Raw genomic sequence first — 21,798 nt, 5'->3', positions numbered from 1 at the left:
TTGTTAACTAATAAAAGAATTGAATTAAAAGCTCCTAAGGGATGTATTGTATAACAAGAAAATATTTAAGTAGCATTCAGCGTAAGTTGGATGCTTTTTATTTTGCCTTTTTTCCGGGATCGCAGGCGTTAAAGAACGATCGTGAGTATATAGTCTACCAGACTTTAAATGAGGTGTCGTTATGAAGTTAGATTTAAAATATTTTGCTGAAGATGTTTCCGACGCTGAAGAAACTAGTGCACAAGTCGAAGCAGTAGAAGAACAACCAGCAAAAGAAGAGAAGATGTACACGCAAAGCGAAGTAAATGAAATTATGCGAAAACGTATGGACCGAGCGATGCGTGAACAACAAGAAAAGATCGATGCAGCAAAATCAGAAGCTACTAAGATGGCTAAGATGAATACTGAACAAAAGCGCAATTATGAGCTTGAAAAAGCCAATAAGCGTGCACAAGATGCAGAAGCTAGATTAGCTAGGTTGGAGATGCAGACAGTGGCACGTAAGATGTTTGATGAAAGTGGCGTTACGATCACAGATGAAGAGCTAGCTTTAGTTGTAACTGACGATGCAGAAACAACTAAGTCAAACGTTGAAATGCTGACAGAGTTTGCTAAAAAAGTACGAGAAAAAGCTGTTAATGAAGTTATGGCAGGTAGTACCCCTAAAAATGTAGGGATTTCCAAATCGGCTAAATCAGTTTCAAATATTGACGAGTTGAGTATGCGAGAGATCGCTCAACTAAAAAAAGATGATCCAGAACAATTTAAAGTATTGACAGGAGGAAAATAATCATGGCAGATACAATCACACAAATGGCGGATATGATCGATCCTGAAGTTTTAGGGCCAATGGTACACTATTCACTTGAAAAGGCATTGCGTTTCACACCGATCGCCAAAACAGATGATAGTTTGAAAGGTAAACCGGGTGATACATTGAGCATGCCTAAGTTTACTTACATCGGAGACGCACAAGACATTGGCGAAGGACAACCTATCCCGTTAGATAAACTCGGGACCAAGAGTGCATCCGTTAAAGTAAAAAAGGCTGCTAAAGGTACGCAGATCACAGATGAAGCACTATTATCGGGTGAAGGTGAACCTTTGAAAGAGTCAACGCGCCAATTAGGGCTTGCGATCGCAAATAAGATTGATGATGATCTTTTGACGGAAGCTAAGAAGGGTAAACAAAAAGTTACCTTTGCACCAACTGTATCCGGTGTTCAAGACGGTTTAGATGTATTTTCAGATGAAGATGATAAGCAAGTTGTGTTATTCGTTTCACCAGCAACTGCAGCAAAGATCCGTATGGATGCGGTTAAAAATCATGCTGGCTCAGATACGATCGCCAATGCTCTTATCAAGGGGACGTATTTTGACGTCTTAGGGGTGCAGATCATTCGCTCTAAGAAATTGAAAGATACTGAAGCTCTATTTATTAAGGCCGACAATACATCACCAGCATTGAAATTGATCCGTAAGCGTGATATTCAAGTCGAAACTGATCGCGATATTACTAAGAAGATCACAATTATGACAGCTGATCAACATTACGCAGCATATTTGTATGATGATACTAAGATCGTAGTTGGAACAGTACAAGCTGAGACTGCAGATAAGTAGGTGAACATTCATGGATGTTGAAGCAACGGTTAGACGTATTTTAGGATTTGATGATTCTAGAGAAGATGATATGCTGATCGTAAATATCATCGAAGTTATCAAATCAAGGTTAAAGTCTAAATTAGGTGGCTTAGATGAAGTCCCTGTTGAATTGCAGTATATCGTAGTTGAAGCATCCATCGCGCGCTTTAATCGTGTAAACGATGAAGGTAAAAAGACTGCTAGTGAATCAGATGTAAGTGCTACCTATGAGACTGATGACCTTGCACCGTTTGAAAGTGACATTCAAGAATGGCTAATGCGCAATGATAGTGGGAAAAGGAGGTTCATGATGTACTGATGAGATATACAGACACAGTGATCTTTGTTGTGAAGGCAAATAAGCATTATGATCCTGATGCAGGTAAAATTGTGGGTGGAGAGCTCATGAAAACTAAGCGTCGATGTCATGTTAGTTCACCGAGCTTAAGTAAATCAGTATTGGTATTTGGCGATTTAAAGACAAGCGATATTTTGATACACCTTAAACGAAGATATACAGATACTTATGATTATTGTTTGGTCAATGATCGTAAGTATTTTTTTGTACGTGAAAACATCGTGAATCGTCGTCAAGTCATTGTAGTAAGGGGTGACAGCTCATGAGTGCTGGGGTCAGTGTTTCAGTAGATATGGACGAGAACTTTGTTCAATTCTTGTCTAAAAATGTCAGTTTAGGTAAAGAGGTTGCTGATGTAGTCAGAAAACACGGGGCGGGAATGCAGCAATTAGCCCAAAGTTATGCACCTGTAGATACTGGTTTTTTGAAGAGACATATCAATTTAAGTTTTACTATGTATGGCTTTGTGTATACGGCCGTTGTGACTGGTGATGCTGAATATGATCCTTATCAAGAATATGGCACACGTTATCAAGCTGGGACTCCGCACTTGCGTCCTGCTTTGTACAATACTGAAGATAAATTCATTGCCGACATGAATAGATTGGTGCGTGATAAGACATGAGTAAAGAACCTAATCAAGCTATTTATGATGAGCTATTTAAAACATCATTGGCACTAGGATTTGACACATATCCTTATTTGCCACCAGAAGTTAGTTATCCATTTGTATATTTCGGAGAACAGTTTGGAAATCCGTTAGAAGTAAAATCAAATGTTTTAGCAGGTAAAAACCGTCTGTCGATCCACTTGTATGGTGAGCATGACGATAGACGAGCCCTGACAGATATGAGTCAAAAGCTAGTCAATGAAGCAAAAAAGCTACGCCAAGCAGATATTTATAGCGTTGGATATGTATCAAGTAATACAAGGACGTTACTTGATAATTCCAGTGCTCAGACGCTTTGGCATATTGTAATTGAAATCGAATTTGAATATTTAGGAGGCTGTTAATTATGGCACAAACAAAAACAAACGGCGCCGTACCGGTTTACGGTAAAGATCACATTTTAGCTTTCCGTCTGTTTGATGAACGAACATCAAAGGGAGCTACTAAGTTAGCTTTACAAACTAAGCATAGCTGGAAGTTTGAAGCTAAGTCAGACTCGACTGAAACAAAAGACGGAAACATTAACTCACCAGCAACTGCTTCCGCTACTTTAGAAATTGAAGCGATCGCAAGCTTGGATGAAGTAAATGAAATGTTACGTGGTGCAGTTATGAGTTCTAAAATGCTTGAAGTATGGGACATCAATTTAGCAGATAAACGTAGTGATAACAAATACGGAGCACAATATGCTCGCGGATATTTGCAATCGTGGGAAGTGCCTTCTGAGATCGGTAAATTGACTGAGATCAAAACAACAATGAATGTTGACCAGTTACCTGTCGAAGGAGAAGCAACTCTGACAGAAGAACAACAATCGGCTATTCAATACGCATTTGCTGATACAAATCCAGCAACAGAAGCTTAATAGGAGGATCTTTAAATTATGTATGTAAAAATTGATGGTAAGAGCTATGAGTTGCGTTTTGGTGTGCGCTTTGTGCGCGAACTAGACAAAAAGTATAGCATTGAAGGTCCCGTGGACTTCGGGACGGGTGTAAATAATATCTATGCTCGTTTGCAGTCCCCTAATCCTTATGCGCTTTATGAAGCCTTACACGCAGCTTTACAACCAGATTTAGATCTAACAGAAGAAGAGTTTGATGCTTGGGTAGACTCATTCAAGAGCGAACAAGAATATACCCGTTTTTTCGGTCTGTTTACAAAAGAATTGAAGAAGCATCGTCAAACGAGACCACTAGTAAAGAACTACGAGAAAGTAATGAACGAAGTCAAAAAGCAATTCGAAAAAGAGAAGAATTTGAAAGCGCAAGATACTATGAAACCATAGTTGCCAATGCTTTTAGACTCTTTAAAATGACTGATCTAGCAACGATAGAGAAGATGACACTCAAAGAATATAACTTGAGAATGCAAGCATATCGTTTGCAACAAGTTGATAGAATGTTTGAGCGTCGAGATCTTGCGTGGGCGATCGTGACAGCTAAATCAGTAGATAAAGAAGGAAATTATATTTATAGAGAGTTCAAAGATTTCTTCGACTATGATGAAGCTATAAAAGCAGTCGAAAATGTCCAAGTCAGAGAAGAAGATATGGACCAAGATCTTGTAAGAATAGCACGTAGGCTGGCAGAGTATCGCAAAGGAGGTGGCAAGATTTGAGTACTTATGATTCTAGAGTGACTTTAGGAGCTAATATAACCCAATATGTTGCCGCCTTTCGTGAAGCAACTGCGATCTATAAAAAATTCAATCAAGAGATTACCAAAGGATCTATGTCTTCGACAGATGCCTTGACTAAATCATCAAATATAGTTTCAACGGCTGTTAAAGCTACTGCTGTTGGTGTCACCGCATTAGGAGTAGCAGCGATCAAAACGGGTATGGACTTTGAACATCAAATGTCTCGTGTGGGCGCTATTTCTGGTGCTAATGCTAAGGAGTTAAAGGCAATGAATGATCAGGCTATCAAGCTTGGTGCAGATACAGCCTTTAGCGCCAAAGAAGCAGCAGAAGGTATGGAAGCCCTGGCTTCAGCTGGATTTGATGCTAATCAGATCATGGCAGCAACTCCCGGCGTAATGGACCTAGCAGCTGTTTCCGGCGGTGATGTTGGTGCAGCCGCTGAATATGCAGCAACTGCTTTGAACGGCTTTGGTTTAGAAGCAGATAAATCTGCACACGTTGCTGATATTTTTGCGCGTGCAGCTGCAGATACTAATGCTGAAGCAAAAGACATGGGTGAAGCGTTGAAGATGGTCGCACCTCAAGCGCACACTGCAGGTTTAAGTTTAGAAGAAACTGCCGCTGCGATCGGTTTGCTATCTAATGCTGGTATCAAAGGTTCAGAAGCAGGATCTAACTTAGCGATGGCACTGACAAGGGTCCAAAATCCTAGTGGAGAAGCTAAAAAAGCTATGGACCAATTAGGCTATAGCGCCTTTGACTCATCGGGAAAGATGAAGCCTTTAGCGCAACAAATGAGCGAATTGCGTGAAAAATTGTCTGGAATGACCGATCAGCAAAAGCAATACTACTTGTCTGAGATTTATGGTGTTCAAGGTGGACGAGCCGTTAACGTCTTACTATCGCAACGTTCATATGCTTTGCAAGATTTGACCGGTAAACTCCAGAATTCAGATGGCGCTGCTTCTGAAATGGCTAAAACAATGCAAAACGACCTAAAGAGTTCCGTAGAACAGTTTTTTGGTTCATTGGAAAGTTTAGCTATTATCATTGAACAGACATTTGGCGGAGTGCTAAAAAGTGGCGTTGATGCCGCAACCGATAAAATTGGTCAATTCAACGACTATTTACAAAAAAATCAAGCCGAGATCCAAAAGAGTATCGGCAAAGGGATTGAATTTGCTAAGAGCTTTATGGACATGTTGCCGTCTATCGAGTCTGTCACAAGTGCACTTAAGATCGCTTTACCTGCATTTTTAGCACTGGAGACATTTAAGGGAATCGGTGTTGGTGGTGCGAAAACGATCCAATTTTTAGAGACACTACAGGCTGACCTAAGTTTAGTGCGTACGGGTATTGGTATGACTGGCTCGGCCATAAGTACTCAAAATAGTATCATTTCAATGGCTTTTAGTGGTATCTACAATAGCTCTAAAAAGGCTGTGTCTGGGCTGAACCATTTCTTGTACATGTCTACGTCGGCTAGTGGTGCAGAGTACATGGCAAGTAAGATCAAAGGTGTTGGATCAGCTTTAGCAGGTATTCCAAGTAAAGCAACTAATGCAACTAAAAGTTTGGTCACTTTTGCAACAAATCCAAAACAGGCAGCGATCAGTTTGAATGGTGCATATGCAAAATTGCTAGGCACTATGGGGGCATCAGAAGCTCAAATAGCGTCTTTAGCACCTACTGCGATCAGTTCGAGTAGCGCAGTAGCTGGCTTGGGTGCGTCATTAGGTTCATTAACGATCATAGCTGCCGGTGTTGCAGTGGTAGCTACAGCTATTTATATGGCATGGTCAAGTAACTTTATGAATATCCAAGGCGTTGTAAAGACTGCTATTGGTGGTATCAAGTCAATGTTTGATTCAATGAAGCCAGCAGTAACAGGTGTGTTAGAAGCTTTGAAACCTATTGGGAAATTATTAGGTAGGATCTTGAAAGTTGTCGGTGCTTTAGCTATCGGTGCACTTGTTATGGCAGCTATTCAATTAGCCACAGGTCTTCGTTTAGTTGCTGATGTTTTAGTAGGACTGATAAAACTGGTGACCTCTGCTGGTAATGTGTTTAAAGCTTTAGGCCAAGCAATGACTGGTGACTTTAAAGGAGCAAGCAAGTCGATCGGTGCAGCTAAAAAAGATCTTGGTCAGGCAATGGATGCGGCTAAGGATATGGGACAAGCTTTTGTTGACGCTGGAAAAATTGGGTATGAATCATTTTCACAGCTGGGCAAAGGTGGTAAAGAAGCTAAGGAGAGTTCTGATTCTGCCACTAATTCGACTAAACAACTGAAAAAATCAGTTGAAGCTGTTTCTAACTCCGCTAAAGAGATGAAGACGACTTTCGAGAATTCAAAGGCAAAATTCAGTGATCTTATTAATACTGAAGGTGTATCAGATAAGACGAAACAATTTTTGACTGACGTTAATAACACATTAGATCAGTATCAAACAAACGCTCAAAAAGCTTCTGATAAGTACAGTAAAGCTATGACTGACGCTGAAGAATTAACTGGTAAAAAGCGTGTCGAAGCAGTCAATAAGGCAAATAAGGATCTTGCCAATGCAACACAGCAAAATGGACAAAACTTATTGAATATCACTTCTGACCTTGATAGACAGCTACAAGATAAACGTTTTTCCGATGGAACAGCAATGACTGAAGATCAAGTCAAAATGTTGACTGACCAAAATAATGCGATCAAGCAAAAGTTGATTGAACAAAACCAAATTTTTGCTGATGCTCAGATGACACGCTTGCAAAATGGCGAAAAACTAAATCAGCAAGAGCGTGAAGCAACTATAACCACTTTACAAGCTAATTATGAATTGCGGTCTCAACAGATTCAGCAGGGCGAGGAGAAGATTAAGCAACTCAAAGAGCAATTAGACAATGCACAAGATCAAACGACCAAGGCTCAGTTACAACAGCAGATCATCCAACAGGAAGTTGCGAATCAGCAAATGCTGAATCAACAGTTACAATTTGGAACTCAGATGAATATGACGATCGCTAATGGATCTAAGTTGAATTTTGATACTTGGTCTAATGGCCTGAAGAACATGTCTAACGTAACTAATGAACAATTACAGTCCATGTATCTTGCTTTTGTCAAAATGAATGGAGATACTGGACAACAAATGCAAGCTTTTGCGCTGATGTTGCAACAGACAGGCACACAAGGTGTTGATAATTTAGTTCAAGCATTATCAACAGGTAAAGCGACTACAACACAGATCGCACAAGCAATCGCTAAAGATGGTACCGACGGTTTGAATTCTTTGCCATCGGGCATGTTCGCTAAAGGTGATGAAGGTAAAAATAAATTCATCGAAGCATTAAAAGCCGGGGACTTTAAAGGTGCTGGGCAGTATCTAGCAACGCAGTCGAGTGAAGGGGCTAAGGACAATAATAGGCATAGTAAATCCGGGAAAGATAATGCAGATAGTTATGTAAAAGGTCTTAATAATAAGAAGTCTGAAGCCAAAGACGCTGGTACACAGCTTGCTGAAAGTTCTGTAAAAGGAACAAAGAGTAAAAAGGCTGAGATGAAAGATGCTGGCGATACATTAGGTTATCATGCAGCCAAAGGTGTCAGTGGACGTAAGGGAGATACTAAAGACGCCGGTGATACGCTAGGATATCATGCAGCTGCTGGAGTTCGGGGACGAGTAGGTGATATGCGTTCGGCTGGATCACAATTAGCTGCGGGGGTTGCTTCTGGTATCAGTTCCAATACTAGTGCTGCTGTTAGTGCTATGGCTAGTCTAGTAGCTAGTGTAAATGCTGAGGCTAAGAAAGTCGCAAAGATCCATTCACCATCTCGATTGATGAGAGATGAAGTGGGTAAGTTCTTAGCGTTAGGTGTTGCTGTCGGTATCACTGAAAATGAAGACGCTGCATCAAAAGCAATGGGCAATATGATCGAGAATATTAAGTCTAATGTTACTCGACTAGATCTGTTGCTTCCAAGTCCGATAAATGATAGCAATATCAATTTGAACAGTACTAATGAATTGAAAGTTAGCTCATTTGATACGACTAACGATCTTTTACGTCGCTTGGTCGACAAAAAGCAAGTAATAGTACTAGATTCTGGGGTGGTTGTTGGTGAAACCAAAGATCTTTATAATACTGCTTTTGGTGAAGATATACAGTTGCAAACGAGGTGGAATTAATGGGATATGAATTTATGGATACCCAGCCTGCATATTCAAAAATAGATGAACAGTTACGCACAGAAGGTATTGTTTTTGGGGACTTTGACTCACGCACAGAAGGATGGTGGCTACTTGAACGTGACGCCCCTTCGCCAAATGAGAAAGCGATCGTTGAGACTTTGCCATATATGCAAGGAAGTTACGATTTTTCAGTGTTTGATGATGAAAGGTATTTCGAAAATAGAACTCTGACCTACAAATTTAAAGTGGTTGCTAGTCCATATGCTGATAGAAAAATGTTAGAACATGAGATCAAAAGAAAGTTGATTCCATCTAAGATCCAACGCTTGATCGATACTCACGATGCAAATTATTTTTGGAAGGGTAAAGTTCAATCAGTCACACTTGCTGATGATAACAAATATCAAACGTTGGTGGCCACGATCACATTTAACTGTTATCCATTTGCATTTGCCAAAAATTATGAAGGATCCGACATTTGGGACGATGTAGAATTTGAACACTGGGTATTTCAAGAAGTGAAATTTGATGTCTTTGAGACTCAAAAAATAGTTTTGACCAATATCGGATCACGCTCGGCAATATGCAATGTTGAAGTTACTGGAAATGTTTGGATTAAAGGCGATAATACTGAACTACAGGTAAATCAAAGCAACTACCAAGGTGTTGAGATAGTATTGGCTAGAGGGAAGAATTATTTTGAACTTGCAGGCAAAGGAACTATCTACTTTAAGTTCAGACGTGAGGAGATGATTTGATGTATCGTATCATTGCTTATAATGATCCAACGGACAAAGTTGGTTATATCATTCATGATCCACGTATTGACAGGTATATTTCAGCAGGAAAGCTGACTTTAAAAGAAGGTGAAATTGATGACCTTACGCTAAAGGTCAATCAGAAAAGTAATCTGTTCAATAATGTTCGACCGATGCATACGCATGTTGAAGTTTACGATGATAGCAAATTGATTTTTAGAGGTCGTGCTCTAAAGCCTACCAGAACGATGGAATCTAGTGGGCAGTTCATTCAGGAATATATTTTTGAGTCGATCGAAGCATATCTGTTAGACAGTGTTCAAAGATTTGCTGAGGTTCATAATACATCTCCAGCTGGTTTCTTTCGTATGTTGATCCAAGTACACAACAATAGCGTACCTGATTGGAAGAAATTTGAAGTCAGAAAAGTTGATGTGACCAACTCGACTGATAACGTCTATCGGTTTGTTGATTATACCAAAACTAGAGATACAATCAAAGAAAAGTTATTAAGTCGTTTAGGTGGCTTTTTACGAGTTAACTATCATAACGGTAAAAATTATATTGATTATGTAGTTGATCCTGGTAGCGACCATCTAAGCGATACCCCGATTAAATTGGGACGTAATTTAAAGTCAGCTAGTATGACGATCGATCCAACTAAAGTGATAACGCGACTTATTCCATTAGGAGCACAAATAGGGCCCCCACAAAGTGAAAATGGTAGTGTTGCTAATGGGACAAGACCCAGAATAACAGTCGCAGATTTAAATGGCGGAAAGGACTATTTAGATATACCTGATCTACAGCAAGAATTTGGCATCATTAATGGAACTCAAATCTGGGATGATGTGCACGAACCACAAAATTTACTAAGAAAAGCAAATGAATGGATCAGTGCACAGTCGGCCACGCACACTCAGTGGACTATTTCAGCTATAGAATTGCCAGAGTATAGTACATTCAAAGTGTCTGATCGTTATTTGTTTATCAATCCGGGAATCGTAGAACCACAGATGCTGAGAGTGACACAAAAACAAATTGATCTAACTAAACCTTATGAATCGTCATTAACGATAGCCGAGAAATCTTATGGATTGACTGAGTATCAAACAAAGCTTCAGCGATCATTAGGGAAGATTGATGATTTAAGACGTCTACAACAATCAAATGCATCACAAATATCGCAATTACGACAAGAAAATCAAGTGTTGGTCAGAAATTATCAAAAATTGTATCAAGCTAATGAACAGCTAGCAACTGAGTTCAAAGAGATAAAAGACTTAGTTGATAAGATGAATGATGCTGATAAGGTTGTCATTGATCCTGTTAATGGTGACTGGACGCCTGTTGTTAAATATGCTGCTAAGTTGATGAAAGTAAATTTAACAAATGATAGCCTGAAAGTAGTCTTATCACGTATCAAGCAAGAGTCAAATGGTGACCAAACTGTTGTGAATGATTGGGACTCCAATGCGCAAGCTGGTCATCCAACGATCGGTTTACTACAATATCGAGATGATACATTTGTTCACTGGGCGCTTGAAGGTTACACAGATATTCGCAAAGGGTTTCACCAGTTGCTAGCTCTATTCAATGACTCAAATTGGTTGCGTGATATATCAGTCGCTGGCGGTTGGGGTCCAACTGGTAAAAAGCGTTTTGTTAAGTTACCTGAACAAAAATTATAAGGGGGATTGCAATATGGTTGTTAAATATGACGATGATACTCCAATTACCAAACGATTACGAACGATGGCAGAAATTGTTGAGGCAATTCGACATAAGAAAAACGGTAAAGATGTACGTGAATCTATTGCGCAACTAGGAGAGTATGTAGTTGCTACAATTTCTGAGATTGAGCATTTGAAGTCAGCAAAAGACAACAAAGACGAGTTAAAAAATTTTGTTACTAAGCAAGACTTAGATGTACTGGATAAAAAAATCAAGCGTATTATTTTAGGTATTGATCACGATACGATCAAACTGGTAGTTCGTGAGATTTTGAAAGAAGAAGGAGTGATCTAATTTGCAAACATTAACTTATACGATCGGTAAAGATCGACGTGCGTTAGTTAAAGACATCCAAGATTTTCATATTGACTTCAAGTCAAGTGAATCCAACTGGGTGCAAGCACGGCAATATGAAAATGCTATGCGTCAAGTGTTTGTCAACGTCAAAAACGACGATGGTACACCGTTTGATCTAACTGGTTCAAATATCTGGTTTGAAGGTGTTTTACCAGATAAGACGCATAAGATCTTAGATGCCAAACATGCAGTCCTGATCGATGCTCAAGCTGGACAATTTCGGTTTGACCTACCTGCGCAAGCTTTTGCTGTTGCTGGATCGTATGTACAAGCGTTCTTTAGGATCGTGCGAGATGGAAACTCGATCACAACGCTTGAATTTAGCTTAGAAGTTTTAGCTGATAAAGTGATCAGTGGTCTTGTAGCTCGTGATTACATGACACCGTTTGAAGATCTGTACGATCAACTCGAAATCATTTTGAACAATGCAGATGGAAAAATGTCAGGAAAATTGACCGAATGGGATACAACCTTTAAAGGCACGATCTCAGAACTTGAGAAAACTGGCCATGATACACAAACTTGGCTAGAAGTTGCTAAAGATCGGTTGCAAGTACTTGACGATAAGATCAAGCAAGATGGGCTATTTACAAAGCAAGAAGCTGACGTGCTCATCAACAATATCAATTTAATATTAGAAGATCGTGTGCGACAACTTGATGCTGCGAGAAATAAGATCGAAGAGCGCTTTGCGTCATTAGAAACTGAGCCATTGACGCATAAATTGAAGTATCATTCAGTTTCAACCTCGATCTCGCCTAGAATGGAGATCTCTGATAATACGCTTGAACATCTTAAAAATATAGGAGCAACGATCACGTTATGTAGCATGGTAAATATTACCAGTAAAACGGATAGTGATCCACAGCTTGAAGAAGATCGGATCAATGATACGGTCGTGAGGATTAAGGCAAAAGGGTTAAAGATCGACATGCTTAAACCGCATTTAGGAGTTAATTGGTCAGATGGTTTTTATCGTGGTGAGTACGTTCCAGACTCCAATGTCGACTTTTTCAATAATTGGAAGCAGATCTTACAAAAGTGTGCCACTATTTGTGATACTCACAGTATCCCTATTTTGTGTATCGGTTGTGAGCAAGTTCAAAATACACAAGCTAAATTTAACGATAAATGGTCAACGATCGTTCAAGAATTGCGCCAAGAGCACCCGAACTTATTACTGACTTACGCTATGGCTGGCGAAGAACACAGCAAATGGCAAGAACGTGAGTGGATGTCTCAACTTGATTTTGTTGGTTTAAATGTTTATCCATCGTATGTAAGCAAGGAAGATACGAGTGATAACATCAGCGTTGAAGAAGTGATCGAGGGCTTTTATTATGATCACTCGGGAGTAGCCTTTGGCAAGCGGATGCGTGAGATTAACCGCTACTTTAATAAACCGATCTTTATCACTGAAGTTGGTGTGATGCCTCAAGTTGATGGATTAGTAACATTGATCGGTAAGCATACAGGCCAAACACCACAAGATTTCCATGTTTCAGCGCTAGCGATGGAAGCAGCCTTTAGTGGATGGATGAAAGATTTAGATTTCATTGTGGGCTTTGCTTGGTGGCATATCAGAGAACCGTTTGAGTTCTTTGATGAAAGTTCAAATGATGTGTCGGAAGCAGAACAAGTATTTAAAAAATACATCAAGGAAGGGAGAATTTAGTCTATGAATAATCGCGGACCAGAATTACCACTGTATGGGAATTACAATAGCTGGAGTACTGCACATTCAGAAAAAGGAAACTGGCATAAAATCTTTGACGTCATGCTACAAGATGATCCGACGAAACTAAATGCAAAAGATGCTAACAAGTTATCACAACGTAGCTTGAGACGTCTTTTTTTAACTGCGCTTGTCTATGATGGTACAGCAGATAAAATTCAGGAAACGGGATTTTTAAATTTACAAGTTTGGATCGATGGTTCTGGTGATAAGAACTTAAAAGCAAAGGTCTCTTTGGGGCAAGTAACAAAAGCATCTCAGATCGGTCGACAGATGGAGTTTAGAGTTTATTGGAAAAGAACAGATCTACCAGAAACTGTTGAATATAATGTTCAACTTTGGGGCAGAGCAACGCCTTACTGGTCGAGGATCGCAATTCATCCAGTACATTTCGATACAATTTATCCAGTGATAAATCCATATAGCGAAGTAGCAAATTATCACTCAAATAGTTATGAACGATTGAATGCATTATTTGCTAATATCGGTGAAGTGTCTGTAACAGATAAACAGCTAGACAAGTTAATGGAAAATTACCAATATGCGAGAACTGATGATTTCGTTCAATCAGAAGCAAATAATGATGGTGAAGTAGTGATAAGTCCTGAAAAAGAAGTAATTAATGTCGGCTCAAGTGAGGGTGGAATTAAAGCACTGAGAAAAGTCAAGATCGCTGGTGAAGGGGACTATTATGGAAAGCGTATTAGAATTATCAACTGGAATAATGTAGTGCTCAAAAATGGCGGTTCAGTGCAATCACATGATGCAGATGTCATTTTATGTCCGGGGGGTAAAGATTATCAGATGAAAATCAGTGAAATGGTCGAACTGGTCCGACATAGCAACTGTTGGTTCTTGTTAGGAGGTCATGAATAATGCGACAAGTTTTTTGGTTTGATAGCTATGGCAACGTTCAAAGTAAAGAAGTTGCTGAAGATTATGTTTTGCAAGATGGTGAATTAGATCCACAACCAACACCAGATGTTGAGACTAACAAAGAACAAAAGGCATTTGCGACTTTGGGAATGCAAGTGGCCCAACTAAAGGCGCAAAACACGCAAATTTTAGGAATGGTTGGTAAATTAGGATTACAACTTGCGAAAGGAGATGCTTAATATGTGGGATATCGCAGTAATGTGTTATAACGCAAAACTTTATTCAAAGGACGATGTCAAAGTTTATGTGCAAGCTGGCTTTGGAACACCAGAACAATATAAAGAGCTCGTTGGTGAGCAATACGAAGTAGCAGAAAGCAACAAATAATAAGTTAGCGGTGGTAAAAATAAAAAGGAGGTGCTGTTTTGCATCATGAATTTTTAGGGCTCAGTTTAAGCGATTGGACAGCGATCATTGCGATTGCTAGTACGTTTTTAGGTGCACTAGTTAAAGCTTTGACACACTCGCTGGAAACGGCACTTACACCGTTGCGAATGACGATCAAAGAGTTAAATGACAATATCGCCAAGCAGGAAAAACTCGGATCAAGACGTGAACAGATGATCCAAGATAATAAACTAGATATCGTAGCTCACTCAAAGGAATTAGAAGATCACGAGCGTCGAATTTCAAAGCTCGAGGACGAAAAATAAGGGGGTACATCAAATGGAATTTAATGATGTAGTAGTAACGTTATTTGTGACTGTGCTAACAGCTGTGATCACATTTGTAGGTAGTGAAGTCAAAAAGAACGTACAAGCTAGAACGATCTTCAATGTGCTCGAGCCACTGGCAAAAGATGCCGTGATCGCAGCGCAAAAACTTGGAGTAACTGAGTATTTGAGTGGTGCGATGAAGAAAAATCATGCGGTCCAAGTTGTGGCACAGGCGTTATCAAACGCAGGGTTCACGGTCAAAGATGAACAAGTGATCGTAAACGCAGTAGAACAAGCCTACGCCAAACAACGTGATCTGTTGAAACAATACCCACAAAAGGAGGCGGAATAATTGAAGAAGAAACTGATCGGAGTTGTCGCAACGGCAGCTCTTTTTTGTACACTAGCAACTACGTCTAATGTAGAAGCTGCGCGTACTGACATGGTCGATGTCTCAAATCACAATGATTATATGACAGTAGGAAACTTTACCGCAATGCGTGATCAGTACGGTGTCAAGTCAGTTGTCACCAAAATCAGCGAAGGCGCATACTATCATGACTACACAGCAAAAAATAACATCAGCACGGCCCAGCAATCAGGATTGTATATCAACGGCTATCACTTTGCTCGTTGGTCTAGTGTTGGAGGAGCACAAGCCGAGGCTAACTATGCAGTAGCGATGGCTAAAGCTGACGGGTTACCGATCAACGCTGTTTTAGTTGCTGACGTTGAAGCTGAACAACAGCAGAAAGTACCCAAGAATATTAACGATCTAGCAGTGATGGAATTCAAGCGGATCGTAGAACAAGCTGGCTACCGTTATGACATCTACACCTCACAAAGCTGGAAAAATGATGTTGTTAGTGTGCCTAATGGGACTGGTTGGATCGCGCAATATCCATATAACGTGACTGCTGATCGACATACACAACACCATGCTTGGCAATGGGCAAGTGATGCTGTATTCAATGGATCTTATGGACACTTTGACGTTTCGCAGCTTTATGATAACTATTACACTGGTGGCCAAGATAAAAATGCTGTGATCAGTAACAGCGATACGCACCACGTAGATAATCAGAGCCAAGTAAAACAAGAACAACCAGTTCGATCTTCAACCAAAGATGAAGATTATGCACAGACTGGCGTGTTTACTGCTAATACTAAGCTAAACGTACGGACAGCACCAAGCACAAGTGCTCAGATCGTAGCACAATACGATCCAGGTGAGAGCTTGACGTACGATCATGTATATATCAAAGGTGGCTACGTTTGGGCTCGTTATATGAGCTACAGTGGTAGTTATCATTACGTTGCAATGGGTGTCATGGGTGGTCAGGAATATGGCACGCGACGTCAAGTAGTATCTCGGCCTCAAGTTCGTAGTTATCAAGTTAGATCTGGTGATACACTTGGGGAAATCGCACGAAAATTAAGTACAACGGTGACTCGTTTACAATCAATGAACGGGATCAGAAATGCAAATCTAATTTATTCAGGTCAAACGTTGCGGTATTAGGTAGATTAAACAAGAGAACTCAAGTATAATGGCGCAGTATTGTTACTGCAATCTGGGCCAGAGAACAGTTTTTGAAGTTGGCACGAGAATGGATCTAACTGCTGTACCTAGAAAGAAGAATATTTGCGTGCACCACACGTTTTTTGACGTATTGGTCGCTTATGCGCCTGTTGTTTTAGTCTTGGTGAGAGCAGCAGTTAAATATTTCTCCAACAAGAAGAAATAACGCATAAGTTACTGAATTATTTTTTCCTAACACAAGGGAGTCGTGCCTCCCATACATAAATCTTGAAATAAATGTGACATATGCTATACTATGGCTGTTAGGAAAATAATAGTCGGTACTTATGCTATTTCAAAACAGTACTGTTTACGCCGTTGCCCCCCTTAAAAGCAACGGCTTTTTTGTTGCAAAAAAATTACCCTCTGACAGATGTCAGAAGGCAAAAATAGTTTGACAAGTGGCCAATTTGCACGAGAGCTGGGAAAATACCATGCTCACCAAATCAATATTGGCGATTCCTTGTCAATCTAATCTCAGACGTCATCTATGACTGGTTGAAAGACCACCATGAAGTAATGATACCACAGTTATCCCATACTTAACACATTTAGTGTAAAAAAATACCCTCCAACAAAAAAGTTGGAAGGTAAGACTGTTGCGAGTAACCAGCTCGCTAAGCAGGAAATGTCTCCATGCTAAGTACACTATTATATTAAATTAGATATTTATTTATGTCAAGATATTTTGTATACTTGTGAAGTACGTGAAATCTAACCAATTTCAATTAGTACAGCTGGAGGTGAACTCCTATGCTAAGTACAATTTTAAGCTTGATCTTGGCTATCTTAGTCAATCTTGTATCAAGCATCATCTATGACTGGTTGAAAGACCGTCACTAGATGAATGTGCCCCGATCGGTTTGCTGGTTGGGGTTATTTTTTTGTTGCACAATAGTTGCACAAAATGCCTACAAATAGCGTCTTATAAGGGGTGAATAATCTCACCCGGATCATATTAAATGAAATTAATAGCCGTGTAGAAAAGGCAAAATGTTGTTATATCAGCGTTTTGCCTTTTTTATTGTACAGGAAAAATGATTAAAAACAGTAAGAAATTAAAAAGTTGTTGCACAAATTATTCAGCCAGCAAAGTGAGATTTTTCTTGATCTCACTTATTTGTGTTTGCTGATATTCATGAATAAGATAGGTATAAGTATCTGCTAGTGCAATCGTATTATAAATGTATGTATTAAAAAAAGAATATGTGTAGAACTAAAGAGGCAAATGTTAGTAATTAAAGATAAAGATGGAAAGCTAAGTTGAAAGAAGTTTTAATCGATATCTTATTTGCAATGCAATTTTTCACGATATATACTTAAGAACGAATAGTATTTAAGATATTTTATAAAGGGGAAAATATATGGCAAAAGTTAGCGAGTCACAAAAAAATATCAAGATAAAAATAAAGAACAACAACGTGTATATCGTTATAGGTCTTATGCACGGAAATTTGTGAGAGAAATTGCCACCGAAGATGATTTGAATGAATTACAAGAATTAATTGCTAAACGGTTTACAGCAGGTGTAGAAAAATAGCTATAGTCTGATCAATATTTTTAGTAGAGGAAGATTAATTTGGCAGAAACAAAATCTCAAAAGAAAGCAAGTCAAAAATGGAATGAAAAAAATCGTGCTCATCGGTCATATTTAACTGCGAGAAGTAGTGCCCGTGGCTTCATTAGAAATAAAGCAACGTTAGATGATTTAAACGAACTACAAGAATTGATAAACAAGCGGTTTGAAGAATTAAAGAAATTGGACATTTAAAAAAACTACATATTTTAACTAAAAACGCCAGTGGTAAAATCAACCACTGACGTTTTTAGTTATTTTTGTATTAATGCTTGAAGCTTATCAAACAGTTCGCTTGCCTTTGAACTTAATTTTGGAGTAGAGCGTTTGAGAACTGGGGCCATATTGGTGAATTTATGTAATTCATCTTTAAAGGCCTCGTCAGTACTGTTCTTAAAGACTGTAAAGGTTTCTTCGATATATTCGGTAAATTTTGTATCAGGTTGGGTCTGTTTGAGTTCAGTTTTAAGTTTTTCTAGGGTTGCAACGACATTTTCTTTTGTACTCATAGCGATTACCACCTTTAACTAAATAAATTTATTTACACTTAGAAGAATACGCTTACAACAAAGAAAATGCAAACAAAAAGGTCGAAAAATTTCAATCTTATTTGTAATAAGATTCTATCTTTAAACGATAATGGTATCATTCATCACGTTTAACCAAATCCTGCCTTATAAATGCTAAATCCTGTGTGCTACTTGGAATCTATTTTTTAATGCAGTATGCTTAGCCAAAAACGAGGTGAGCATATGATCGAAGTAAAAAATGCGTCACTACAATATACGACTTTTAAACGACCTCAGGGATCAAAAGGTGCGATTCACGATTTTTTTAAACGTACCACCTCTTTCAAGTCAATGCTTTAACCAACATTTCTTTGAAGATTACTGAAGGTGAGATGCTTGGCTTGATCGGGAGAAATGGAGCTGGAAAGACTACATTAGTTAAATTATTAACAGGGATTTTGCCGCTAAAACAAGGTGAGATAATAATTGATCAAATGCAACCATATCAAAGGAAAAAAGAGTTTTTTAAAAGTATCGGGGTTTTATTAGGGCAAAAGTCGCAATTGATCTGGGATCTGCCAGCAAGAGATGCCTATGACATGTTGGCCACAATCTATGAAATACCAACTCAAATTTACCGTGCTCGCTTGTTGTGGTTAAGTGAAAAATTAGAAGTAACAGTTTTGTTGGATATTCCAGTACGTAAACTATCATTGGGACAATGGGTAAAATGCGAACTAATCGCAGCTTTATTGCATCAACCAAAATATTTATTTTTAGATGAGCCGACATTAGGCTTAGATTTTGTGACTCAAAAAACAATTTATCAGATTTTACGCTTGGAAAATCAAACAAATCAGACAACGATCATTACGACGTCGTATTATATTAAGGACATTGAGCAGTTAGCAGATCGAGTAGTCATTTTGAATAAAGGGAAAATTATTTTTAATGATCAATTAGAACATTTACCACATGAAGCAACAACTCAAGTTTTATTTGACGTTAATTTTTTAAATGCAAAATCGATTGAAGAAAAGCTGACATGTACTCCAAAAAAACTCAATGAGGTTTTAGCCAAACTCCCACCAGAGAAAATTTTACGGGTCAGTCAAAGAGGGATGGAACTATAAGAATTGATCACCCAACTGATCAAAGAGGATGACACATGAAATACGTATATATTTTTTTAATAGTTTAAAAGCTAAAGCGGTATATCGTACCGATTTACTGTTAGAGTACGTTTTAACAGCTTTACAGGCATGTTTTAGTATTTTTATGTGGCATGCACTTTATAGTCAAAAAAGTTTAATGGTTAAGGACTATAGTTTCGGACGTTTAGGCGTATATTTTTTTTAGCCAACTTTTTAGCATTAAGTTTTAGCGTGGCACTAGCATTTAGGCTAGCTTTGCAAATCAAGTCAGGGCGACTTTCAACTTTACTTGAACGACCAATATCATTGTACGGAGAGCATTTTGCATCTTTTATTGGAAACCAATTTTTTAGTTTTATGTCTAATAGCATATTTTGGAATTGTATCGGGGATTTCAACCATAATGTTGTTACTTTTAGTGATATATCTAAGTTGTGCTATTGTCATGTTTTTTTCTTTAATGTTACTTTTAGGGATGATGGCCTTTTGGTTAGTCGAGTTGTGGCCTTTACGTTCATTTGTAACTGCTTGTTATCTGTTATTTGGTGGACGTTATTTTCCTTTGTCGCACTTACCAATTAAAATTTATCAAATCGTGCAGTACAATCCTTTTTCACTAGTGACCGATGTGCCAGCTCGTTTTTTAACGGTAGGTTTGACGACTTCTGAGTTGATGCAATATTTACTCGTTACACTTTTATGGCTGTTGGTATTTTTATATCTTTATAAAATTATGTTAAAACTTGGTTTGCGTTTATATGAAGGGGTCGAGAGTGTATGATGAAATTATTACGCTGCACTTGGAACAAAAGTTTTAAGCAGTTTATGATTTATCGGACGACTGGTTGGTTGACTTTTTGGCTGGCACTTGTCTTTTATGTGATTGAGTATGTGTCTGGATATGTATATTTTTCTGCTAACATTTCTGTTAATGGATGGAATCGAAGCGATTATTTACTGCTCGTGACTGGAGTGGCACTGATGGTAGCACTATATAATTTTATCTTTATTTTAGGTCATGAAGCATTGAGCTATTTGATCATTAGTGGTGAACTTGATCGCTTATTGATTCGCCCACTAGATCCGTATTGGTCGCTAGTCTTGAGTGGTTTTGATCTGCCTAGTTTGCTGGAATTATTAGTTACGATGGTGATATTTCTTTATTTGCTACAGCGTTACACGTTAGGAATTATGCGAATTCTTATGTTGGTGGTGACACTTTTTTTAGGAGTGATGATGATTTTTTTGCCAAATCGAATTTGTATCTGCCTTAATTTTTGGCTAACAAAGGCAAATGCACTGGGGGGAATTGTCGAAGATCTAACGAGTATGCTCAGTCGCCCCAGGGTGTTTTTCCCGCTGTTTATCCAATTATTTTTCACATTTGTGGTTCCAATTTTGACTGTAACAAATCTACCCGTTGAAATTATAAAAGGGGATGCTAGTATTATTTTCTAGGATCACACGCACACTTGTTCCCGTGTGATATAAGGCTTTTAAGTAAAGCTCTTTAGCAGATTATTAAAAGAGAGTAGATAAAAATAGTTTAAAAGAGACCGAAAGGAGACCCTAGGGAGACCCTCAAATTTGGGCTAGGCGGTTTAAAATAGTGCAAGATCTCAACTGTTGGAAATTCCAGCGCTTTTTTTATTTAGTGATGTGGTGATATAATATTGCTAGGGTTTCTCAATCGATTAAACTTACCAATGTTTATAAAACAGTTCTTTGACGTCTTGCGATCGTGCAAGGCGTTTTTATTTGCAACGTTGTGATGTGATTGCCCACAATTGGACAACGTGCATCCCTAAGAAGTGATATAATACGTTTAACATGAGTTCCAAAAAGTGGAACTTGCTAAGAAGTCCCTTGCGATCGTGCAGGGGGCTTTTTGCTCATTCTGGAAAGCGTTCGGCTAGTTTCTCGTTAGCAAATGCGATCAATGCTTCTAAGCCTTTTTTGGTGGCTACTCTGCAGTAACTGCGTGCCATGGATCTTTTAGCAAGATAGTATTTGCGTACTTTGTTCTTCTCGTTCCAGCGATTAGAGGCGTCACGTTGCGCCTTGGTCGTTTTCATTGTCATTGGTGATAACTCCTTACTTGCATTCGTATATTAAATATAATATACTTAGATACGAATAAGGGACTGATAGCCACCAACTATCAGCCCCCGACGTGGTTCGAGAGTTTAAGGGTTAGGACTAATTGCGATCTTTGAAATCGTGGTTAGTCTTTTTATATATCCTGTATGCGATCACCAAATCAATGGAGCATTTTCCGACCGCCAGGATAATAAAGGCGATTGC

Annotated in this window: 26 protein-coding genes; 24 read left to right on the top strand and 2 right to left on the bottom strand. The window is 38.8% G+C overall.

The annotated features are described in order from the left end of the window. Positions 1–181: 181 nt before the first annotated feature. The 21 genes from FC32_RS04960 (at position 182) to FC32_RS04865 (ending at position 18,026) form a co-directional block, all read left to right on the top strand. Positions 182–790: a DUF4355 domain-containing protein gene (locus FC32_RS04960; RefSeq protein WP_025087468.1), complete on the top strand. Its 609-nt coding sequence runs from the start codon at positions 182–184 to the stop codon at positions 788–790. A 2-nt stretch (positions 791–792) separates the two neighbouring features. Continuing rightward, complete coding sequence (locus FC32_RS04955) at positions 793–1,623, top strand: phage major capsid protein (RefSeq protein ID WP_025087467.1); 831 nt, start codon at positions 793–795, stop codon at positions 1,621–1,623. A 10-nt stretch (positions 1,624–1,633) separates the two neighbouring features. After that, the gene (locus tag FC32_RS04950; protein ID WP_025087466.1) at positions 1,634–1,963 is read left to right on the top strand and encodes a phage head-tail connector protein; all 330 of its coding nucleotides are present in this window, start codon (positions 1,634–1,636) and stop codon (positions 1,961–1,963) included. After that, positions 1,963–2,268 carry a hypothetical protein gene (locus tag FC32_RS04945; RefSeq protein WP_025087465.1) on the top strand — a complete coding sequence of 102 codons (306 nt, stop codon included), beginning with the start codon at positions 1,963–1,965 and terminating at the stop codon, positions 2,266–2,268. The genes FC32_RS04950 and FC32_RS04945 overlap by 1 nt, the downstream gene beginning before the upstream one ends. Continuing rightward, the gene (locus tag FC32_RS04940) at positions 2,265–2,627 is read left to right on the top strand and encodes an HK97-gp10 family putative phage morphogenesis protein (RefSeq protein ID WP_025087464.1); all 363 of its coding nucleotides are present in this window, start codon (positions 2,265–2,267) and stop codon (positions 2,625–2,627) included. The genes FC32_RS04945 and FC32_RS04940 overlap by 4 nt, the downstream gene beginning before the upstream one ends. Further along, positions 2,624–3,016 carry a hypothetical protein gene (locus FC32_RS04935; RefSeq protein WP_025087463.1) on the top strand — a complete coding sequence of 131 codons (393 nt, stop codon included), beginning with the start codon at positions 2,624–2,626 and terminating at the stop codon, positions 3,014–3,016. The genes FC32_RS04940 and FC32_RS04935 overlap by 4 nt, the downstream gene beginning before the upstream one ends. 2 nt (positions 3,017–3,018) lie before the next feature. Continuing rightward, the gene (locus FC32_RS04930) at positions 3,019–3,537 is read left to right on the top strand and encodes a phage major tail protein, TP901-1 family (RefSeq protein ID WP_025087462.1); all 519 of its coding nucleotides are present in this window, start codon (positions 3,019–3,021) and stop codon (positions 3,535–3,537) included. A gap of 18 nt (positions 3,538–3,555) precedes the next feature. Continuing rightward, entirely contained in the window at positions 3,556–3,960 is a 405-nt protein-coding gene (locus FC32_RS04925; protein ID WP_025087461.1) for a tail assembly chaperone, read from the top strand. A 53-nt stretch (positions 3,961–4,013) separates the two neighbouring features. Beyond that, positions 4,014–4,292 carry a hypothetical protein gene (locus tag FC32_RS04920; protein WP_051533663.1) on the top strand — a complete coding sequence of 93 codons (279 nt, stop codon included), beginning with the start codon at positions 4,014–4,016 and terminating at the stop codon, positions 4,290–4,292. Then, the gene (locus FC32_RS04915) at positions 4,289–8,494 is read left to right on the top strand and encodes a phage tail tape measure protein (protein WP_025087459.1); all 4,206 of its coding nucleotides are present in this window, start codon (positions 4,289–4,291) and stop codon (positions 8,492–8,494) included. The genes FC32_RS04920 and FC32_RS04915 overlap by 4 nt, the downstream gene beginning before the upstream one ends. After that, complete coding sequence (locus FC32_RS04910) at positions 8,494–9,255, top strand: phage tail family protein (RefSeq protein WP_025087458.1); 762 nt, start codon at positions 8,494–8,496, stop codon at positions 9,253–9,255. Before FC32_RS04915 ends, FC32_RS04910 begins: the two co-directional genes overlap by 1 nt. After that, entirely contained in the window at positions 9,255–10,946 is a 1,692-nt protein-coding gene (locus FC32_RS04905) for a phage tail protein (protein ID WP_025087457.1), read from the top strand. The genes FC32_RS04910 and FC32_RS04905 overlap by 1 nt, the downstream gene beginning before the upstream one ends. Positions 10,947–10,959: 13 nt before the next feature. Continuing rightward, entirely contained in the window at positions 10,960–11,283 is a 324-nt protein-coding gene (locus FC32_RS04900) for a hypothetical protein (protein ID WP_025087456.1), read from the top strand. Between the two features lies 1 nt (position 11,284). After that, positions 11,285–13,021, top strand: a complete 1,737-nt coding sequence (locus FC32_RS04895; protein WP_025087455.1) for a BppU family phage baseplate upper protein — start codon at positions 11,285–11,287, stop codon at positions 13,019–13,021. Between the two features lie 3 nt (positions 13,022–13,024). Continuing rightward, on the top strand, positions 13,025–13,957 hold the full coding sequence (locus tag FC32_RS04890) for a hypothetical protein (RefSeq protein WP_025087454.1): 933 nt from the start codon (positions 13,025–13,027) through the stop codon (positions 13,955–13,957). Further along, positions 13,957–14,196, top strand: a complete 240-nt coding sequence (locus FC32_RS04885; protein WP_025087453.1) for a hypothetical protein — start codon at positions 13,957–13,959, stop codon at positions 14,194–14,196. The genes FC32_RS04890 and FC32_RS04885 overlap by 1 nt, the downstream gene beginning before the upstream one ends. 1 nt (position 14,197) lies before the next feature. Then, positions 14,198–14,344 carry an XkdX family protein gene (locus tag FC32_RS10385; protein ID WP_235722564.1) on the top strand — a complete coding sequence of 49 codons (147 nt, stop codon included), beginning with the start codon at positions 14,198–14,200 and terminating at the stop codon, positions 14,342–14,344. A 38-nt stretch (positions 14,345–14,382) separates the two neighbouring features. Next, complete coding sequence (locus FC32_RS04880) at positions 14,383–14,670, top strand: hypothetical protein (protein WP_025087452.1); 288 nt, start codon at positions 14,383–14,385, stop codon at positions 14,668–14,670. A gap of 13 nt (positions 14,671–14,683) precedes the next feature. Continuing rightward, positions 14,684–15,025 (top strand): phage holin, LLH family, encoded by a 342-nt coding sequence (locus FC32_RS04875; RefSeq protein WP_025087451.1) that lies wholly within the window; start codon positions 14,684–14,686, stop codon positions 15,023–15,025. Further along, positions 15,026–16,195 (top strand): GH25 family lysozyme, encoded by a 1,170-nt coding sequence (locus FC32_RS04870; RefSeq protein WP_025087450.1) that lies wholly within the window; start codon positions 15,026–15,028, stop codon positions 16,193–16,195. It begins immediately after the preceding gene. Positions 16,196–17,834: 1,639 nt separating this feature from the next. Next, positions 17,835–18,026, top strand: coding sequence for a hypothetical protein (locus tag FC32_RS04865; protein ID WP_025087449.1), 192 nt, complete (start codon positions 17,835–17,837; stop codon positions 18,024–18,026). A gap of 59 nt (positions 18,027–18,085) precedes the next feature. Here the strand turns inward: FC32_RS04865 and FC32_RS04860 are convergent, their stop codons facing one another. After that, positions 18,086–18,340: a hypothetical protein gene (locus FC32_RS04860; RefSeq protein WP_025087448.1), complete on the bottom strand. Its 255-nt coding sequence runs from the start codon at positions 18,338–18,340 to the stop codon at positions 18,086–18,088. A 371-nt stretch (positions 18,341–18,711) separates the two neighbouring features. Between FC32_RS04860 and FC32_RS04855 the strand changes: the two genes are divergently transcribed. The 3 genes from FC32_RS04855 to FC32_RS04840 all read left to right on the top strand — a co-directional run bounded on the left by FC32_RS04855 (position 18,712) and on the right by FC32_RS04840 (position 20,952). Then, positions 18,712–19,473 carry an ATP-binding cassette domain-containing protein gene (locus tag FC32_RS04855; protein ID WP_235722562.1) on the top strand — a complete coding sequence of 254 codons (762 nt, stop codon included), beginning with the start codon at positions 18,712–18,714 and terminating at the stop codon, positions 19,471–19,473. A gap of 424 nt (positions 19,474–19,897) precedes the next feature. Further along, positions 19,898–20,275, top strand: a complete 378-nt coding sequence (locus FC32_RS10535) for an ABC-2 family transporter protein (protein WP_051533659.1) — start codon at positions 19,898–19,900, stop codon at positions 20,273–20,275. Next, positions 20,272–20,952 (top strand): ABC-2 family transporter protein, encoded by a 681-nt coding sequence (locus FC32_RS04840; protein ID WP_051533658.1) that lies wholly within the window; start codon positions 20,272–20,274, stop codon positions 20,950–20,952. Before FC32_RS10535 ends, FC32_RS04840 begins: the two co-directional genes overlap by 4 nt. A 434-nt stretch (positions 20,953–21,386) precedes the next feature. Here the strand turns inward: FC32_RS04840 and FC32_RS04835 are convergent, their stop codons facing one another. Next, positions 21,387–21,575, bottom strand: coding sequence for a hypothetical protein (locus FC32_RS04835; protein ID WP_056957300.1), 189 nt, complete (start codon positions 21,573–21,575; stop codon positions 21,387–21,389). Positions 21,576–21,798: the final 223 nt, after the last annotated feature.

Origin of the sequence: Ligilactobacillus apodemi DSM 16634 = JCM 16172 (assembly GCF_001434405.1) — a bacterium.
GTDB lineage: Bacteria > Bacillota > Bacilli > Lactobacillales > Lactobacillaceae > Ligilactobacillus > Ligilactobacillus apodemi.
The sequence above is the reverse complement of the archived record's forward strand: the minus strand, read 5'-3'. Positions and strand labels throughout refer to the sequence as shown.

Excerpts from the sequence above, each read along its gene's own strand:
- FC32_RS04835 (WP_056957300.1), bottom strand. The coding sequence starts at position 21,575 with ATGACAATGAAAACGACCAAGGCGCAACGTGACGCCTCTAATCGCTGG.
- FC32_RS10535 (WP_051533659.1), top strand. The coding sequence starts at position 19,898 with ATGTTGTTACTTTTAGTGATATATCTAAGTTGTGCTATTGTCATGTTT.
- FC32_RS04885 (WP_025087453.1), top strand. The coding sequence starts at position 13,957 with ATGCGACAAGTTTTTTGGTTTGATAGCTATGGCAACGTTCAAAGTAAA.
- FC32_RS04945 (WP_025087465.1), top strand. The coding sequence starts at position 1,963 with ATGAGATATACAGACACAGTGATCTTTGTTGTGAAGGCAAATAAGCAT.
- FC32_RS04920 (WP_051533663.1), top strand. The coding sequence starts at position 4,014 with ATGACACTCAAAGAATATAACTTGAGAATGCAAGCATATCGTTTGCAA.
- FC32_RS04935 (WP_025087463.1), top strand. The coding sequence starts at position 2,624 with ATGAGTAAAGAACCTAATCAAGCTATTTATGATGAGCTATTTAAAACA.
- FC32_RS04930 (WP_025087462.1), top strand. The coding sequence starts at position 3,019 with ATGGCACAAACAAAAACAAACGGCGCCGTACCGGTTTACGGTAAAGAT.
- FC32_RS04925 (WP_025087461.1), top strand. The coding sequence starts at position 3,556 with ATGTATGTAAAAATTGATGGTAAGAGCTATGAGTTGCGTTTTGGTGTG.
- FC32_RS04840 (WP_051533658.1), top strand. The coding sequence starts at position 20,272 with ATGATGAAATTATTACGCTGCACTTGGAACAAAAGTTTTAAGCAGTTT.
- FC32_RS04900 (WP_025087456.1), top strand. The coding sequence starts at position 10,960 with ATGGTTGTTAAATATGACGATGATACTCCAATTACCAAACGATTACGA.
- FC32_RS04905 (WP_025087457.1), top strand. The coding sequence starts at position 9,255 with ATGTATCGTATCATTGCTTATAATGATCCAACGGACAAAGTTGGTTAT.
- FC32_RS04940 (WP_025087464.1), top strand. The coding sequence starts at position 2,265 with ATGAGTGCTGGGGTCAGTGTTTCAGTAGATATGGACGAGAACTTTGTT.
- FC32_RS04910 (WP_025087458.1), top strand. The coding sequence starts at position 8,494 with ATGGGATATGAATTTATGGATACCCAGCCTGCATATTCAAAAATAGAT.
- FC32_RS04950 (WP_025087466.1), top strand. The coding sequence starts at position 1,634 with ATGGATGTTGAAGCAACGGTTAGACGTATTTTAGGATTTGATGATTCT.
- FC32_RS04890 (WP_025087454.1), top strand. The coding sequence starts at position 13,025 with ATGAATAATCGCGGACCAGAATTACCACTGTATGGGAATTACAATAGC.
- FC32_RS04960 (WP_025087468.1), top strand. The coding sequence starts at position 182 with ATGAAGTTAGATTTAAAATATTTTGCTGAAGATGTTTCCGACGCTGAA.
- FC32_RS04955 (WP_025087467.1), top strand. The coding sequence starts at position 793 with ATGGCAGATACAATCACACAAATGGCGGATATGATCGATCCTGAAGTT.
- FC32_RS04875 (WP_025087451.1), top strand. The coding sequence starts at position 14,684 with ATGGAATTTAATGATGTAGTAGTAACGTTATTTGTGACTGTGCTAACA.
- FC32_RS10385 (WP_235722564.1), top strand. The coding sequence starts at position 14,198 with ATGTGGGATATCGCAGTAATGTGTTATAACGCAAAACTTTATTCAAAG.
- FC32_RS04860 (WP_025087448.1), bottom strand. The coding sequence starts at position 18,340 with ATGAGTACAAAAGAAAATGTCGTTGCAACCCTAGAAAAACTTAAAACT.